The 16,047-nt window shown below is 69.0% G+C and carries 14 protein-coding genes and 2 pseudogenes; 10 read left to right on the top strand and 6 right to left on the bottom strand.

Translation table 11 applies throughout. The features are described 5' to 3' along the window. Nucleotides 1-57 precede the first annotated feature (57 nt). Nucleotides 58-2,283: a bifunctional glycosyltransferase/CDP-glycerol:glycerophosphate glycerophosphotransferase gene (locus ACWIGU_RS38425; RefSeq protein ID WP_454406352.1), complete on the bottom strand. Its 2,226-nt coding sequence runs from the start codon at nt 2,281-2,283 to the stop codon at nt 58-60. Nucleotides 2,284-2,558: 275 nt separating this feature from the next. Here ACWIGU_RS38425 and galE point away from each other — a divergent pair, with 275 nt between their 5' ends. Together galE and ACWIGU_RS38415 are read left to right on the top strand one after the other, a co-directional pair. Next, nucleotides 2,559-3,548: a UDP-glucose 4-epimerase GalE gene (gene galE, locus ACWIGU_RS38420; protein WP_454406351.1), complete on the top strand. Its 990-nt coding sequence runs from the start codon at nt 2,559-2,561 to the stop codon at nt 3,546-3,548. Nucleotides 3,549-3,788: 240 nt separating this feature from the next. Beyond that, complete coding sequence (locus tag ACWIGU_RS38415) at nt 3,789-4,214, top strand: hypothetical protein (RefSeq protein ID WP_454406350.1); 426 nt, start codon at nt 3,789-3,791, stop codon at nt 4,212-4,214. A 409-nt stretch (nt 4,215-4,623) separates the two neighbouring features. Here ACWIGU_RS38415 and ACWIGU_RS38410 read toward each other — a convergent pair whose 3' ends face one another. From ACWIGU_RS38410 to ACWIGU_RS38400, 3 genes are all read right to left on the bottom strand, one after another. Next, a complete protein-coding gene (locus ACWIGU_RS38410) occupies nt 4,624-5,634 on the bottom strand; it encodes a phage baseplate protein (protein WP_454406349.1) in 1,011 nt (336 codons plus the stop codon). 169 nt (nt 5,635-5,803) lie between these two features. Continuing rightward, entirely contained in the window at nt 5,804-6,247 is a 444-nt protein-coding gene (locus tag ACWIGU_RS38405) for an SH3 domain-containing protein (protein WP_454406347.1), read from the bottom strand. A gap of 244 nt (nt 6,248-6,491) precedes the next feature. Next, on the bottom strand, nt 6,492-7,349 hold the full coding sequence (locus tag ACWIGU_RS38400; RefSeq protein WP_454406346.1) for a DUF2690 domain-containing protein: 858 nt from the start codon (nt 7,347-7,349) through the stop codon (nt 6,492-6,494). Nucleotides 7,350-7,698: 349 nt separating this feature from the next. Here ACWIGU_RS38400 and ACWIGU_RS38395 point away from each other — a divergent pair. The 5 genes and pseudogenes from ACWIGU_RS38395 to ACWIGU_RS38375 all read left to right on the top strand — a co-directional run. Next, nucleotides 7,699-8,508: pseudogene (locus ACWIGU_RS38395) on the top strand (COG4705 family protein); the annotation flags it as partial. A gap of 341 nt (nt 8,509-8,849) precedes the next feature. Beyond that, nucleotides 8,850-9,515, top strand: a pseudogene (locus tag ACWIGU_RS38390) (DedA family protein); the annotation flags it as partial. 161 nt (nt 9,516-9,676) lie between these two features. Continuing rightward, nucleotides 9,677-10,375 carry a phosphatase PAP2 family protein gene (locus ACWIGU_RS38385; RefSeq protein WP_454406345.1) on the top strand — a complete coding sequence of 233 codons (699 nt, stop codon included), beginning with the start codon at nt 9,677-9,679 and terminating at the stop codon, nt 10,373-10,375. A 175-nt stretch (nt 10,376-10,550) separates the two neighbouring features. Beyond that, nucleotides 10,551-10,775 (top strand): hypothetical protein, encoded by a 225-nt coding sequence (locus tag ACWIGU_RS38380; protein ID WP_454406344.1) that lies wholly within the window; start codon nt 10,551-10,553, stop codon nt 10,773-10,775. A 142-nt stretch (nt 10,776-10,917) separates the two neighbouring features. After that, entirely contained in the window at nt 10,918-11,208 is a 291-nt protein-coding gene (locus ACWIGU_RS38375; protein WP_454406343.1) for a hypothetical protein, read from the top strand. A gap of 5 nt (nt 11,209-11,213) precedes the next feature. Here the strand turns inward: ACWIGU_RS38375 and ACWIGU_RS38370 are convergent, their stop codons facing one another. Further along, the gene (locus ACWIGU_RS38370) at nt 11,214-12,053 is read right to left on the bottom strand and encodes a COG4705 family protein (RefSeq protein WP_454406342.1); all 840 of its coding nucleotides are present in this window, start codon (nt 12,051-12,053) and stop codon (nt 11,214-11,216) included. Between the two features lie 210 nt (nt 12,054-12,263). Here ACWIGU_RS38370 and ACWIGU_RS38365 point away from each other — a divergent pair, with 210 nt between their 5' ends. Continuing rightward, nucleotides 12,264-13,307: a sodium-dependent transporter gene (locus ACWIGU_RS38365; RefSeq protein WP_454406539.1), complete on the top strand. Its 1,044-nt coding sequence runs from the start codon at nt 12,264-12,266 to the stop codon at nt 13,305-13,307. On the opposite strand, the gene ACWIGU_RS38360 is transcribed toward ACWIGU_RS38365, so the two are convergent. Beyond that, nucleotides 13,214-13,966: a hypothetical protein gene (locus tag ACWIGU_RS38360; RefSeq protein WP_454406341.1), complete on the bottom strand. Its 753-nt coding sequence runs from the start codon at nt 13,964-13,966 to the stop codon at nt 13,214-13,216. The two genes, ACWIGU_RS38365 and ACWIGU_RS38360, sit on opposite strands and share 94 nt — an antisense overlap. Before the next feature lie 144 nt (nt 13,967-14,110). Here ACWIGU_RS38360 and ACWIGU_RS38355 point away from each other — a divergent pair, with 144 nt between their 5' ends. Then, complete coding sequence (locus ACWIGU_RS38355; RefSeq protein WP_266567746.1) at nt 14,111-14,764, top strand: response regulator transcription factor; 654 nt, start codon at nt 14,111-14,113, stop codon at nt 14,762-14,764. Beyond that, nucleotides 14,755-16,023 carry a sensor histidine kinase gene (locus ACWIGU_RS38350; RefSeq protein ID WP_454406340.1) on the top strand — a complete coding sequence of 423 codons (1,269 nt, stop codon included), beginning with the start codon at nt 14,755-14,757 and terminating at the stop codon, nt 16,021-16,023. The genes ACWIGU_RS38355 and ACWIGU_RS38350 overlap by 10 nt, the downstream gene beginning before the upstream one ends. Nucleotides 16,024-16,047 lie beyond the last annotated feature (24 nt).

Here is a 16,047-nt window from a genome sequence, read left to right as displayed (position 1 = left end):
TCCGGTGGGAACTGCTCGGTGAGTGAAGTCGGGGGCGAAGCTGGTCACGGGCGTCACCTATGCGGACGGTACGGAGACGGCGGCCGATTCGGGGGTCGGGGCAGGCATGCGCTGGTCGAGCGGAATGACCGGCGGGACAGATTCCTGCCCGAGGAAGACGTGGCGCGCGACCCGCTCGGCGGCATGCCCGTCGTCGAACTCGCAGAACCTGCGCCGGAATTCGGCCCGCTTGGCCGCGGTGGCCTCGTCCCGCCAGCCGCCGTTCAGGAACAACTGCTCGATTCCGTCCTGGCTCAGGGCGACCGCGCCGGGGGCTTGCTCGGTGAGGTCGAAGTAGACGCCACGGGTGGCGGAATAGGTCTCCCAGTCGTCGGCGAAGACCACGATCGGGCGGTCCAGGTTGGCGTAGTCGAACATCACCGAGGAGTAGTCGGTGATCAGCGCGTCGGACGCCAGGCACAACTCCTCGACGGAGTCGTACCTGGAGACGTCAATGATCAGTTCGCGCCGGTGCAGCTCCTGCAGCGGGGAGAGGCCGCGGTCGTAGAAGTAGTGGCCGCGGACGAGCAGGACGAAATCGTCACTGAGGGCCTTAGCCAACCGCTCCAGGTCGAGCCGCGGAGTCCAGGCGGCCTCGTAGTCCCGGTGCGTCGGCGCGTACAGCAGTGCCTTCTTGCCGGGCGCGATGCCGAGCCGCTCGCGGATGCGCAGCACGTCCTTGGCGGTCGCGGTGTAGTAGGGGTCGTTGCGCGGGTAGCCGTAGTCGAGCGAGGTGAACGGTACTGGGTACGCACGCGACCAGGTCTCGGTGGAATGCCGGTTGGCGGAGACGCTGTAGTCCCAGCGGGCGCACCGCTCCAGCAACGCCTCGTAGTCCACGCCACGGGAGGTGGCCCGGTAAGGGATCTGGTCGGTGCCCATCCGTTTCAGTGGCGTGCCGTGGTGGGTCTGCACATGGATCTGACCCGGTCGCTTGATCACCGAGTCAGGGAAGTTGACGTTGTTGACCAGGTACTTGGCGCGCGCCAGCACGCTCCAGTACCTGCGCGAGCCGGGCACCACGTAGTCGATCCCGGCCGGAACCAGCGGCACGTCGTCGCGCCGGACCACCCACACCTGGCGCATCTGCGGGGCGAGTTCGCCGAGCTTGGCGGAGATCGCGCCCGGGTTGCAGGTGACGCCGCGGTCCCAGTAAGCGGAGAAGACGGCGAGGTCCTCCTCGATCGGGTGGCGCAACTGCTCGCGGTATGCCCCCTCCTTCGCCACCTCGGCGGCCTTCTTCTTCGCCTTGGCTGCGAGGGTGCGCACGCTACGGCGCTTGCGGTTGGCGAGCTGCAATGCACGGTAGCCGGAGTAGGAGTCGCGCTCCAGCATGGCGTGGCGCACGCCGTTGAGGTTGGCGGGCCGCTGGTAGTCGGCGGGCTTGTAGCGCAGGAAGTGCGCGGAGGCGCAGTGGAAGAACTCCGCCTGGTCCCGGTCGGACATCCCCGGCAGGGTGAGCACCTTCAGGTAGCGGCGGACCATGCCGCTGAAGACGATCCGAGTGGCCTGGGTCATCACGGGCCCTGAGTCGAGCAGCTTCCACAGCGCCTCGTACTGCGGGAAGAGGTTGGAATGTCCTTCCTCGCCCAGCGGTACCTCGCGCGCATTGCGGCGCACCAGCACCGCCTCGGTGGCCGCGATCCGTTCGGCGGCGAGCAATGAGCCGATCGCCGGGAGCACCTCGGTGTACTCGTCCTGGCCGAACAACTCCTGGTGCGCGGCGTAGAAGTCGGTGCGCAGCACGCGATTGGCGATCGTCGGCGTCAGGTTCAGCATCTTCTGCTGCGCCTCGATAGTGAAGACCTCGCTGCCGGGGGCGATGAGCAACCGCCCGTCGCCGCTGCCGATCGAAGAGTCGGACCAGGTCGAACGGACGTGGTCGAAGACGATCACGTCGGGCCGTCCGGTGTCTTCGGCGCGGCGGGCCAACGCCACCAGCGCATCAGGCATGAGGGAGTCGTGCCCCTCCAGGAACAACACGTAGTCGCCGCCGACCTGCTGGGCTCCGGCCGCCCGCGCGGCACCGGCCGGCAGTCGACGCGGCAGGCGCACGGCCCGCACCCGCTCGTCCCGTTCGGCGTACTCGTCGATGATGGCTCTGCTGGCGTCTGTCGAGGCGTTGTCGACGACGACGACCTCGACCTCGGTCTCAGCAGATGCCCCGTTCAGAGCGCTCTCGAGACACTCCCGGAGGTAGCCCTGCGCATTGAGGACGGTGACGACGATGCTGAACAAGGTCATGAAGTGACTTTTCCTGATGAAGACGGGACCAGTACGGGTGATGTTGCGAGAGGCAATGAGATCTCGAATGTTCAAGTGCTGAAGTTCTGCGGCCGCTCATGCCGATGGACACACCGGTGTGCCGCGCGGCGCACACCGTCCTGAACACGCTACGCAACACCCCACAAAGACCAGGTGAGAGAGAGGAAAGAAAAGGGGAAGCGAAAGGCAGGAGATCGACGAGCGACGTCACGGGGCTTCGGACCGTGTCGCTCCCCGCCGTTAGGGTGGCGCTCATGACGACGTGGTTGATCACAGGCGGAGCCGGCTACATCGGAGCGCACGTCGCGCGTGCCATGGCGGAAGCCGGAGAGCGGGTGGTCGTCTTCGACGACCTCTCCACCGGCATACCCGCGCGGCTTCCGCGGGGGATACCGCTGGTGAAGGGCTCCACGCTGGACCGCGCGGCGCTTGATGCGGCCATCACGGAGCACGGCGTGACCGGTGTGGTCCACCTCGCCGCGAAGAAGCAGGTGCCCGAGTCAGTCGCGCAGCCACTCTTCTACTACCGGGAGAACGTGCAGGGCTTGGAGGTCCTGCTGGGCGCCTGCGCGGCGGCGGGCGTCCGGCACTTCGTCTTCTCCTCATCCGCGGCGGTGTACGGCATGCCGGATGTGGACCTCGTCACGGAGGACACTCCCTGCGTGCCGATCAATCCGTACGGCGAGACCAAGCTCGCCGGTGAGTGGCTGGTCCGCGCGGCCGGTGCGGCGTACGGCATCAACACGGTCTGCCTGCGCTACTTCAACGTGGCCGGGGCGGCCGCCCCCGAACTCGCCGACGTCGGCGTCTTCAACCTGGTTCCGATGGTCTTCGAAAAGTTGGACGCGGGCGAGTCACCGAGGATCTTCGGTGACGACTACGCCACCCCCGACGGCACGTGCGTACGCGACTTCATCCACGTCCAGGACATCGCCTCCGCCCACCTCGCCGCCGCGCGCCGTCTCGCCACGGACTGCGCGAGCGGTTCTGCGGGGGACCTGACCGTGAACATCGGCCGCGGTGAAGGGGTCTCCGTCGCCGAGATGGTCGACCGCATCCGCGCCCACACCGGCCGCGCCGGACTTCTCCCGAAGACCGAGCCCCGCCGCCCCGGCGACCCCGCGCGGGTCGTCGCCTCCGCGGACCTGATCGTCAAGGAACTGGGGTGGTCCGCGCGGCACGATGTCGACGAGATGATCGCCTCGGCGTGGGCGGGCTGGCGCCTCCGCCACGGTGGAGCCTGACGACCGGGCGCGGCGGTGCCGGTGCTGTATACCGCTCGTCGGGCGCCGGAGGCAGACTGCCAGGTGAGGTCATCGCGCCAATCTGACCTTCCCCTCATAGCGCGTGGCACCAGTGAAGCCCGAAGAGCCGGACGGGCCGGCCGAACATGTCAATGCTCACATCCGGCGTACACGGTCGCCTCACCAACGGTTTCGCACGATGGGGGCATCAGCAAGGCACCCAGTGCGAGGTGAACACTCATGAACGTGACACTCACGAAGAAGAGCGGGAAAGGTCCGCGGATGCAGACAGCCGCCATCGGCGCCGTATGCGCGGCCATGCTCGCAGGCGGGGTCGGCGTCGCGATTGCCGGCCCGGTCTCCACACCAGCCGTACACGCTGCAACGGTCGCTGCCACGGCACCGGCCACGTCCATCACCGCTCACGCCAACCACACCTCGGTCAAGGCCGGTTCGAGCGTCACTATCACCGGCAAGGTGACCACCATCAAGTCCGCCGCCACCTCAACAGCAGCGGCAAGTGGACCCCTCTCCGCGCCGGCACCACGGTCAAGAAGCTCGGGGGCCTACAGCGTGCACGTCAAGCTCAGCACCAAGGGCGCCGAGCAGCTGCGTGTGGCACACGGCAAGACCATGTCCCCCATCGTCCATGTCACGGTCACCTGAGATCACCTCCTGGGGAACACTCAATCGTCACCGCCGCTAGGCGGTTGTAGGTGTCGTTACCACGCCCTGTCCGCACCTCTTTCGGCCAGCTGGCTGGAAAGCGGGGTGTTCGCGCCGAGCCCGACTACGGAACACCTGGTTCAATACGTCGAAGACCGGCGCAGACAGACTGCCGCGCGGCCCGACCACTGTGACCAGAGGGCGTCACCCCTGAACTGGGACCACCCCCAGCGCTTCCGCAGCCGCCACCGCTGCTCTCCTGCATGCTGCGGATCGCGTGCTCGTACCTGCACGGGCCGACTCCCGCGACAGGTTGCAGGGCTTGGTTGCGGCCGTCCCCAAATAGGATTCCGGGCAATGGGGGTCACGTGTGGCGCCACGTGGATACGACCGGAACGACAAAAGGTATTCAGTCCAACCTCTTTGAATAGAGGGAGAATCGCCTGACGCCCGGTGCCCCCTCGGCGAATCCGAGGTAGAGCCGCCGGTCGCTGCGGCGTACGGCAAGTCCTTCCGGCTCACGCGGGGCGAGGTGCGGCGCTGTACGGTCAGGGAAGTCCTGGTACGGCGTCCCGGTGCGCCAGTTGACCCTGGCGAGGCGGGTGTTGCCGTCGGACGTCACGGGATTGCCGGGACCGTAGCCGCTGCCCATGAGTTGGTAGACAGTATCGCCGTCCAGCGCCATGCCCTGGAACGGCAGGCCGAGGTGGGCGTCGGGCTGGGCGAGGTCGGCGAGCGGGCGGAAGTCCCAGGCAGCGAAGCGGGCGAGGTCGTACACCGCGAAGCGTGGGGCACCTTCGACCTTGTAGCGCAGCAGGATTCTGCGACTGCCCTGATCGAGGGCGGCGCAGTTGCTGGTGGAGCCCGGCACGGGGCGGTAGGCGGCGAGGCCGGCGCCGGCGCGGGTGAGGATGTGTCCATTGGCGAACCGGAACCGGCAGATGCCGCGGCCGTAACCGGAATCGGGATGGGCGTCCCACTCCGCCCACAGCCTGCTGCCCCGCGGGTGCTCCTCGACGCCCATCGCCCCGCCGTGGCCGAAGCCCTTGAGGAACATGTAGCCGGTCAGGGCACCGCGCAGGCTGAGCCGGTTGAGGCAGAGGTCTCCGCGGCGTGCCCGTTCGGCATGGGTATGCGGGCGGCTCTCGCCGGGCAGCCTGATGCCGCCCTGCATGACCTGCAACGCATACAGGCAACCGTGCGCCTCGTCGAAGGCGAAGGACTGCAGCACGGTGCAGTGGCGAAGCCGGAGACCGGTGAGCCATGAGGTTCCCGGTGCGGCGAGATCGGGTGTGTCCTGCCGGGTTCCCGTCGTCTCGACCTGCGCCGCCGCGGCCGGGAACTTGCCGCCCAGGGCCGCGAGGGCTGCGAGCCCGAGCGCGTCCCTGCGGGTGGGCGGTTGGGGGGTGAACCTGGCCATGTCGGCCACCTCTCGGTTTGTTCGCGTAGGACGGTCCGGTCGGCCCACTGGCTGCCGGAGTGGGGTACTTGGGAGCGCGCTCCGCCGGTGACGGAGCGCGCAGGGAGCAGGGGCGAGGCCAGGCCGCACCCCTTGCCATGGAAGTCGGCGTGGGTCCGCGCCCGCTGCCCTACCTCGCCGGAACGATGCCGAGGTTGCGGACGTAACGGGCCGAGACGTAGCCCTTGTGGTCGGCGAGCTCGTACCAGAGTCGGTTGCCGTGGACCTGGGTGCCGTGCGTCTTGTAGGCAAGCCACACTGAGGCGCCGCGGTGCAGCGAACCGATCACGCGGTAGCCGGTGCCGGCGCCGGAGCGGACGTTGAGGTGCCCGGTGCGCGTCGTGACACGACCCAGGCTGCTGTGACGGAACTTGTTCGGCTTGTGAGTCTTGTGCGTCTTGTGGGCGTTGTGCGTCGTACTCGGCGGCGCCGCGTGCCGGGCGCAGCTGGTGATCCACGCGGGCGCCTGCTGTGACCGCGGAGCCGGGACGGCGCCGGCCAGCGCGAGGGTCGGCGTGAGGGCGAGGGAGGCGAGCGCGGCGACGATGCCGTACCGCACCGGGCGCAGGTTCATGGGTTCTCCTTGAGGACGGGTGTTGAGCGGTGCGCCACACACGGTCCGCAGTTCCTGAATGCGGTACTGTGCCCGGCTGCCGGCCCCGTCGGATCGGTGTCGGCGTCTTCAGTGATGTCCGGCGTCTCCCGCCGTGACTCCCGTTCCCAGGGGCCCGGGACGCATTGGGAATTCCCCCGCACAACGCTGGAGCTGACGCGGCCCCCAGCCCCGGATCCGGGGAACGGGCCGGGGACGCGCACCCTCACGGAGCCGATGCGGACGTCACCTCGGATCCGTCCTCGCTGGTGCACACCAGCTTCGCCTCGGCCACCGCGCACGCCTCTCCGGGCCAGCGGGTCGACGCGGCCAGCATCGGACTGAACTCTCCGTCCGCTGCCGGGGCAGGATCCGCTTCCGGGTCCGGATGCGACGTGAGGCGCTCGTAGGGCCCGGCCTCGATGGACACCTCGCGGGCCGGGCGGCCCCGGGGAGCCTGCACCTCGGCCCAGACCGTCGAGCACGCCGGGCTGTATCGCAACCGAACCACATACCCGCCACTCGCCACACTGCTCTCGGTCCGGGCGTCCTGAGCACATCGCGAGGGATGCGGGGGGCGGCCCTGGCAGGACTCGCCCCGACAGAGATCGCCCCGGCCGGCCCCCGAGTTCGAAGCCCCGCCGACGGCGAGCCGGAGGGAGACGAGGGAGCAGGCGGCGAAGGCGGCGCCCCCGAGCAGCACGCACGCGGCGGCAAGTAGCGTCACGGTCGCGCGCCGCCGGCGGCGGGGCGCCGCGGGCGGGGTCACGGTCACGGCCGGCGCAACCGCGGCCGGCGACGCCGCCTCCTGCACGGACCGGTCATGACGAGCGTGTGCCGCGCCCCACAGGACAAGCAGCCGCGCGGCATCCGCTCCCGCCTCCCGCCCCAGCGCCTCCACCGCCTGTCGCGGCGGGAACTTGGCCCCGTTGAGATACCTGTGCCAGGCGGACTTGCTGTAAGCAGTGCGCTCGGCCAACTCGACCAAGGTCAGGCCGGTCCGGTCCTTGAGCCCGCGCAGGCGTTCCACCAACAGGCGCGTGTCATCGTTCAGTTCCGCGGGCAGCGGTCGCCAACGAGCCATTCCTGTCCCCTTCGTGCTCTCCGCATCCCGGGGCCGCTCCCGTCCTGCCGTGCCCACGGCACCAAGCCGCCCACTTCGTCCCAGATGCGCAGAGATAGGTACCCTTGCGGCTTCCCGGCGACGCATATCACGGAGGTTTCTCAACGAACCCGTAGGTAGGTGACGCTTCATGGGCAAATCGGACGCGGAGTTGATGTGCATTGCGTGCGCCGTGGGCGCTACGCGCGACCACTTGACGCACGCCAGAAGACAGGTCCATCGCCTCATCCTGGACAAGCGGCCAGGCGCCTACAGGGCGACAGGCCCGGCAGTCAGGATGTGTTCAGGTTGTCGCTGGCACGCTCACGGTATGACACAGGGCTCCTCGCAAACGGCGTCTTTCGCCGTACCCCGGCACGCCTCTGGCGGCGACTCCAGGGCCCGTTGGAACAAGGTCCCCGAGATCACCGTCTGCTTCTGGGGCATCAAGATCCTCTGCACGACTGTGGGGGAGACCGCGGCAGACATGCTGGCAGAAAAGGCCGGGCTGGGGCTGACCGGCGTCTCCGTGCTGATGAGCGGCCTGCTGGCGCTGGTGCTGGTCGTCCAGTTCCGCACCCGCGCCTACCGCCCGGCCGTCTACTGGCTCGCGGTCGCGCTCATCAGCATCGTCGGCACCTTGATAAGCGACAACCTCACCGCCACCATGGGTGTTCCCCTGGAGTTGAGCACGGTTGTGTTCGCCGTGCTCCTCGTGGCCGTCTTCCTCATCTGGTACGGACGCGAGACGACGCTGTCCATCCACAGCATCGACACCACCACCCGTGAAGCCTCCTACTGGCTCGCGGTCTTGTTCACCTTCGCTTTGGGCACGGCGGCCGGCGACCTCGTCGCCGAACGCATGGCCCTGGGCTACTTGACCTCGATCGTGGTCTTCGCCGCGGTCATCGCTGCCGTGGCTGTCGCCTACTTCGCGCTCGGCCTCAACGCGGTGTGGAGCTTTTGGACCGCCTATGTCCTCACCCGTCCGCTGGGCGCGTCGATGGGCGATTACCTCTCCCAGCCCACCGGTGTCGGCGGCCTGGGTCTGGGCACCGTAGTCACCAGCGTGCTCTTCCTCGCGGTCATCCTCGGCCTGGTTGTCTGCCTTTCGCTCACCCGCAAGACATCTCTCCGGCCAGGACACCTCTCCGGCCAGGACACCAGCCTGAACCATCGAGCACGACGGTCCGGGCGGTCCCCAGGGGTCAGCCAGGCACTTCGACGACGGATACCGCCCCCGTCGTCGAAGACGGCGACGTGCCACGCCTCCGGCCGCCCACCGACCAGGTCAGCCGCATGACCAGCACTGAGTGCGGCACGAACGACCTGAGCACCCCAGGACCGTCGTCGCGAACCGTGATCCGTACGTCCTGACGCGTTGCCTGCGAGGACAGCGTCGTGGCCGAGCGCGCATATCGCAGGCATGTGCGTGCAGTGCACTGACGATGCGCTCCTACACCGCCTCGGTGCGCATCCCCTATGGAAGGACCCATCGTGTTTCTGTGCCCGGATGTGTGCACTCTCGCCACATCACAGCCGCTCGCAGTGAACATCCTGGACGCCGGCTCTCTGCTGGCCGCCTTTGGCGCACTGGGGGTCGCCTTCGTCCTCTTCGCGGAGACCGGTCTCTTGATCGGGTTCTTCCTGCCCGGAGACTCCCTGCTGCTCACCGCGGGACTCCTGTGCATCTCGAGCAGCAGCGGCGTCCATCTCTCGGTTCCACAGGTCCTGGTCGCTTCCGTCGTCGGTGCACTGCTCGGCGCCCAGGCCAGCTACTGGATCGGCCGACGGGGCGGCCGCGCCCGGCTCGCGCGCAGCCGATCACGGCGCCTGCAGGAAGGCGCACAACGCGCCGAAGAACTCCTTGCCCGCTACGGACACGCCAAGGCAATGGTGCTTGCCCGCGTCGTCCCGGTCGTGCGCACCGTCCTCAACCCGCTGTCCGGTGCCCTGGACGTCCCGGCGCGCACTTTCGTGCCCTGGCAGTTCGTCGGCGGGGTCGTGTGGACCGTCGGCCTGGTGCTGGCCGGTTACGCACTCGGTTCCTCCGCCCCCAGCATGGACCGCTACCTGGTGCCCCTGGTTGCCCTGATCGCCGCCATCTCACTCAGCCCGCTCGTCCTGGAAATCCTGCGCAGCCGCAGGAACCGAAGCCGTGACCCCGCGGCCCTCCGCCTCCCACGGCGGAGGCGGACTGCGAGCACCACATCCCGTGTCATCACGGCCCGCGCCCCCGTCATGCGCATGCCCAGGTCCGCCGCCTGGCTACGCAGCAGCGGCCCGACATTGCGCCGAGTGTGGGTCAAGTGAACCCGCTCCCCAGCGCGACCCCCGACGCCGCCGGACGCCGGATGCGGCAACGCCCGGTACTGCTGTGGACGGGCGGCATCGCCACCCTGCTGCTCGCGTTCCTGATCTCGGCAGTGCTGATCTCCAATGGCGGACTCGTCGCCGGCGACGCAGCCCTGCACACCTGGTCCCTCGAACACCGGCCGCCCGCCGCACAATCGATTGCCCGTGCCGTCACGGACACCGGCACCTCCCTGTGGCCATACCTGATCACCTTCCTAGCCGGAGCGCTGACCGGCGCCACCTGGCGCACCCGGCTGATTCGCGGCGGGGCCGGCCTGGGCATCCTGCTGGCCGGCCAGGGGATTCGGGTGGCCCTGATGACCCTCATCGCCCGCCCCCGGCCCCCGCAGTCCGACTGGGCCACCCACGCCTCAGGCTTCTCCATGCCCTCCGGGCACACCACCACCTCCGCCATCACCGCCGGACTGGTGTGCTGGGCCCTGGCCCACAGCGTGCACCGCACCTTGATCCGCTGCCTGCGCACCGTTGCCGTGGCCTGGGCCGTCTGCGTCGCCCTCACCCGTATCTACCTGGGCGTGCACTGGATGAGCGACGTCCTCACCGGGTGGCTCCTGGCCACCGCCTGCCTGACCTTCCTCATCGCAGCCCTCGCCCCACTCGAACGGAAGACCGCCCCGCCCACCAGGTTCTGACCCTCCACCGCACCTCACCTACACCGCACTCATCCCCCCGGGCAGGCCACGCGTGATGGCGATGCCTCCTGCCCTCACGCAGCAGGCATCGCTCTGCCCACCCACCGCCTGCGCGCAACGAAGAGCCGCACCGCTCCGGGGCGGGATCGACCACCACATACTCCCTTGAGGGGCCATGAAGATTGCCTTCCTGATCAACAACGCCTATGGCATTGGCGGCACCATCCGGGCCACCGCCAACCTCGCCGGCGCACTCGCCCGCCGCCACAGCGTTCAGATCGTCAGCGTCCAACGCCCCATCGACACCCCGCAGTTGACCTACGGCCCCGGTGTCAAAGTGACCTCGCTCATCGACATGCGCAAGGACACCCGGGGGGCTACGAAGGTGACCACCCGCTGACGCACCCAGTCCAGTTTGCTCGCGCCGCCCGCGTGGGACTTGGCGCTGGCGTCGCGGTTCATGAAGTCGGACATCGTGGTGCCGGTCATGCTGGTCGCGAGGATCACGGTCCAGTAGAGAACGGGTTGTAGCGGGAGGAGGAGTGCAGCTGGACAACCAGTGGCACCACGAAGATCAGGAACAGTGCGATCGTGGTGAGGAAGTAGCCCAGCCTCAGGGTCTGCGCGAAGAGGTCGCCCCCGTCTCACCCAGGGTCGTCGCGGCGATCTTCATGATCCAGTACGCCGGCGTGACCGCGGGCAGCTTCTTCATCACCGACTTGGGCGTATTCGAGGTGCTTGCCACGCCGAGGTCGGTGAGGACCTCCGGTTTCTCCAACTCCGATTCTCCTTTCCACGAAGAGCCTGAAAACCTCCTGAATGCGGACCGTTAGGCGGGTCAGGCCGCGTGTCGGGCGGCACTCTCCGGATCGGCGACGTCCTTGCGCGTCACGCCCAGGTACACGATCAGGCCGAGGATGACCGCCAGGAACAGAGCGCTGGTGATCACGGCGCCCAGGCCCAGGCCGCCGTCTCCGGTCGACTGGGAGAGGTAGTCGCCGATCGAGGCGCCGAGCGGGCGGGTGAGGATGTAGGCAATCCAGAAGCTCCACACCGCGTCCAGGCCCAGCGCGAAGTGGGCGTTGGCCACCGCGGCGATGGTCGCCGCGAACAGGACGGCGGACAGCCAGTAGCCGAGGTCCATGCGCTCGGAGACAAGGTCACCAGCGGCGGTGCCGAGGGCGAAGGTCAACAGCACCGCGAGCCAGTAGTACGACTCACGGCTCGTGGTGTCGATGTGGTGGATGGACAGTGTCCGCTCCCGGCGGTACCAGACCACGAAGACGACTGCGAGAACGATCGCGAACACCGTCGTACTCGTCTCCAGAGGCACGCCCATGTTGTCGGTGAGGTTGTCGCTGATCAGGGTGCCGAGGACGCTGATCAGGGCCACGGCGAGCCAGTACACGCCCGGCCGGTACGCGCTGGTGCGGAACTGCACGACCAGCACCACGGCCAGTAGCGCGCTCATCAGCACCGACACACCGGTCAGGCCGAGGCCCGCCCTCTCGTTCAGCAGATCGGCCGCGGTTTCCCCGACCGTCGTGCACAGCACCTTGATGACCCAGAAGTAGACAGTGATCTCGGGCACCTTGTTCCAGCGCAGCCGGTGCCGCGCCACAGCGGCAGCCCCGCCCGCCTCGGGGGGCGCGGAGGTCTCAGACGTTTCATAGGTCATGAATAGCGACTGTGCCACCGGACACCTGAATGCATCCTGAGTGCCGCGCGGCACAGGGTGCACCGCTCGTCGCGCACCCGCAGCATGAGTCCATGAACAACAACTCCCTGCTCCTCCGCATACCGGGGTTCCTTCCCGCCCTGCCCCTTGTGACGGAGGAAGACTGCCTTGAGCACCCGAACTGCCGCCCAACCGTCGACTGAGCGGGCGATGAGCTGGCTGCGAGGCAGGCTCGGCCGCGCGGTCGTCCTGACCTACGCCGCCGCCCTGCTCCTGCCCGGGCCCGGGCTGTGGCTGCGCCAGGCCCACTCGCTGCGGCTCGGCGAGGCAGGCAACCTGCCCGTGGCCACCGCACCGCTCCTGCTCTCCCTGGTGCTCTTCTCGGCCGGACTGCAGGTGCCCATACGCGCCCTGGGCACCCTGCTGCGACGCCCGATCGCCCTGTTGGCCGGGCTTGTCCTACACCTGGCGATCCCTTTGCTGACCATCCCCGCCGTCGCGTTCCTGCTGCGCCAAACCCCCGATACTGACGGCGGCAGCGGCCTGGTCACCGCGATGATCCTCATCGTGGCCATGCCCGTCGCCGCCGGAGCCACCGTATGGACCGGCAAGGGCGATGGCGACCAGCCGACCATGGTGGGACTCGTCCTCGCCTCCACCCTCCTCAGCCCGCTCACCATCCCGCTGATCATCAGCGCCCTGCTGCCGCTGCTCAGCGGAGGTTACGCGGGCACGCTCGCCCAGGCCGCGCACACCACCCACGGCGGATTCGCTCTGGTCGGCGTGGTCCTGCCGTGTGCGGCCGGCATTCTGTGCCGCCTGGCACTGCCCGCGCCGTGGTTGGGCCGCGTACTCGGCGTCGTCGCACCGGTCGCCCTGGCCGGCTCGCTTGTCCTGACCTACATCAACGCCAGTGGCGCCCTGGGCTCGTTCTTGTCCCACCCGCGTCCGCTGCTGCTCGTCGCCGCGTTGGCCGTGGCGACGCTGGTCTGCGTGCTGTCGTTCGCGGTCGGCGGCGGCGCCGCGCGCCTGCTGAAGCTGGACACCCCCGCGGCGTCGTCACTCACGCTCGCCTGCGGCATGAACAACAGCAGTGCGAGCGCCGTCCTGATCACCGCCACGCTGCCCGACAGACCGCACCTGCTCCTGCCGGTCCTCGCCTACGGGCTGCTGCAAAAGACGGCGGCGAACCGAGTCGTACGCCGGGGGCCCCGACGCTCCGTCGGTCCGGTCCCGCCGCTCTGCGCGCGCTGACGAACCGCCATGCGGTGGTTCCGCACAAAGCAGCTGGAATCCCCATGTTTCGACACCCGACCGCGATCAGGCACGTGGCCATCACCAAACCCGTCAGCCAGGGAGGACTCGGGCTTGCAGAGGATGCCGACGCCAGTGAGGGCCATGGTCAGGAAGTTACCGAGGAGGCTGCGGTCCATAAGGACGTACGGCGACAGTAGCGGGCTCGATGTCGGGCTCTGCCAGCACAGGAAGGCCGCGAGCAGGACGAGGCCGATAGCGAGCGCGCCGACCACCCGCTGGTCGCCCCGTCGGTCCACCACTGGGCCCGGGTGGGTGAGGGCGGCTGGCCCGAGGGAGCCGGGCAGGCCGGTCGAAGGGGGTACCGGCGTTGGCGTTGGTGTCGGTGCGGTCCACCGGGGCGTCGTACGGCGGTACGTGGACGCCATCAGGGCGACCAGAGCGAAGATCAGGTTGAAGCCCAGAATCGGGCACGCGGGCAGGGACACGCCCGTGAGCAGCCCCAGCACCGGACCGCCGACGCTGACCGCGGCGTAGACCCCGAAAGTCCTGACGCGTTCCCTCGGTCCGGTGAAACCGGTGGCCACCATGGCGAGCGCCGCCGTCACGAGCGCGCCGAAATCGCCCTGCAGGACGCGGCCCAGGACCACCGCGGGCATGGGGGAGGAGAGGGGGAAGGCGCCGGTCGCCGCAGAGCAGGCTGGCCGCCGCGAAACCAGCCAAAGGGACTGGCCCGGTCCCGACCGTCAGGCGGCTGATCAGGGCAGATGGAGAACCGGGACGGAAGTATCTAGGGTCAGCACGTGGCTTTCATCATGGTGTGCGAAGACGACGCGGCGGTCCGCGGCGTCCTCAAGCGCGCCCTGGAGCACGACGGACACACCATCTCCGTCGCCGCCACGGCCGACAGCCTGCTGCGGCAGCTCGCACCGGCGCCCCATCTGGTCGTCCTGGATCTCGGACTCCCGGACGCCGACGGCCGCGACGTCTGCCTGGCCCTGCGGGCTCGCGGCGTCGACGCACCGGTGTTGATGCTCACCGCCTTGGACGGCCTGCATCACAAGGTGGGCGGCTTCGAGGCCGGCGCCGACGACTACATGACCAAACCCTTCGACATCCCGGAACTGCTGGTCCGCGTCCGAGCGCTGCTGCGCCGGGCCACCGTGTCACCCTCACCGCGCGAGGTCGTCCTCGATCCGGCGAAGCACGTGGTGACCCACGACTCGGTGAGCCAGAGCCTGACCCCGACCGAGTTCCGGCTACTGGGCCGCCTGATCGCCTCCCAGGGCGACGCGGTACGCCGCCACGCCCTCATCGCTGCCGGCTGGCCACACGGAGCGCAGGTCAGCGACAACACCCTCGACTCCTTCGTGCGCCGGCTGCGGACCAAGCTCGGTCCGCTGGGTGTGGCCGAGCGTCTGGCGACCGTCCGCGGCGTGGGCTACCGATGGCAGTGACGGGATTCCGCAGGAGGGCCGTCGCGCTCACTGTGCTGATCGCCACCGCCGTGGTCGCGATACTGGTCGTGCTCTCGCACGTGCTGCTGAGCGGGGTCACGGACGCCGACGCGCACGATCTGGCGCGTACCCGCGCCGAGGCGGTCGCGGCGAACGTCACCACTGTGGGCGGCCGTGTCGTACTGACGGAGAACAGCAGCGAGGCGCTGGACGAGGTCGCCTGGGTGTATGCCGACGGCCGCCTGATCGACGGGAACGTACCGGCAAGCATGGTCGGGCGCGTCGAGGCGCTCGCAGGCTCACGGCGATCGCAAACCGCCGCCGTCGACAACTACCTCCTGTACGCGCGGCAGGTCCCGATCGACGGCCACCACGTCATGGTGATCGTCCGGGTGGACCTCACGCCCTATGAGACATCCGAGCAGCACAGTCTGACCTTGTCGCTGATCCTGGGCGGCCTCGCAATCCTCCTGGCCGGTGGTGTCGCACACCTCGCAGTGCGCCGCGCGCTGCGGGTCGTGCAGGAGATGGCCGCCCTCGCCGACGACTGGGGCCATCACGAACCCGGGCGCCGCTTCAACCTCGGAGTCCCCCGCGACGAGTTCGGGGAACTGGGGCGGACCCTGGACAACCTCCTGGAGCGCGTCGACAACGCGCTGGCGGACGAGCGCCGGCTCACCGACGAGATCGCCCACGAACTGCGGACACCGCTCACGGTCCTGCGGGCCGAGGCGCAGCTGGCGCAGCTGTCCGGCGAGCCGGTGGCGCCCGAGGCGGTGCTGAGCGAGGTGGACCGCCTCAATGCGGCGATCACGACGATTCTGCGCGCCGCGCGTGCACGGACAGACGCTGGTACCCGGTGCGATCTCCGCTCCGCCGCGTTGCAGGCGATCGCTGGCCGCGCGGTCGAGGTCGCCTTTCCCGTGAAGGCCGAGGTTGCCATGGCGCCCGACGTCGCCGTGTCGCTGCTGTCACCCCTGCTGGAGAACGGCCTGCGGCATGCGAAGTCCCGTGTCTGGATCACCGCGCGCAACCAGGGCGAGGCGATCGTGGTCGATGTCCTGGACGACGGCCCGGGGTTCGATCCCGCAGACATCGACCGGGTCTTCGAAGCGGGTGTGACCGGCGGCGATGGATACGGGCTGGGGCTGCCGGTGGTGCGGCGCATCGCCGCCTCGGCCGGTGTGGAGGTCCGCGCGATCGCGGACGGCCGCGGTCACGTCGAGATGACGCTTCCGGCCGCGCGTGCGGTGACGTAGTCAGGTTGCTTGCAGGTTCCCCGC

This window comes from Streptomyces sp. NPDC055400 (assembly GCF_053644375.1).
Note: the sequence above shows the minus strand (reverse complement) of the source record. Positions and strands in the feature narration are given on the sequence as shown.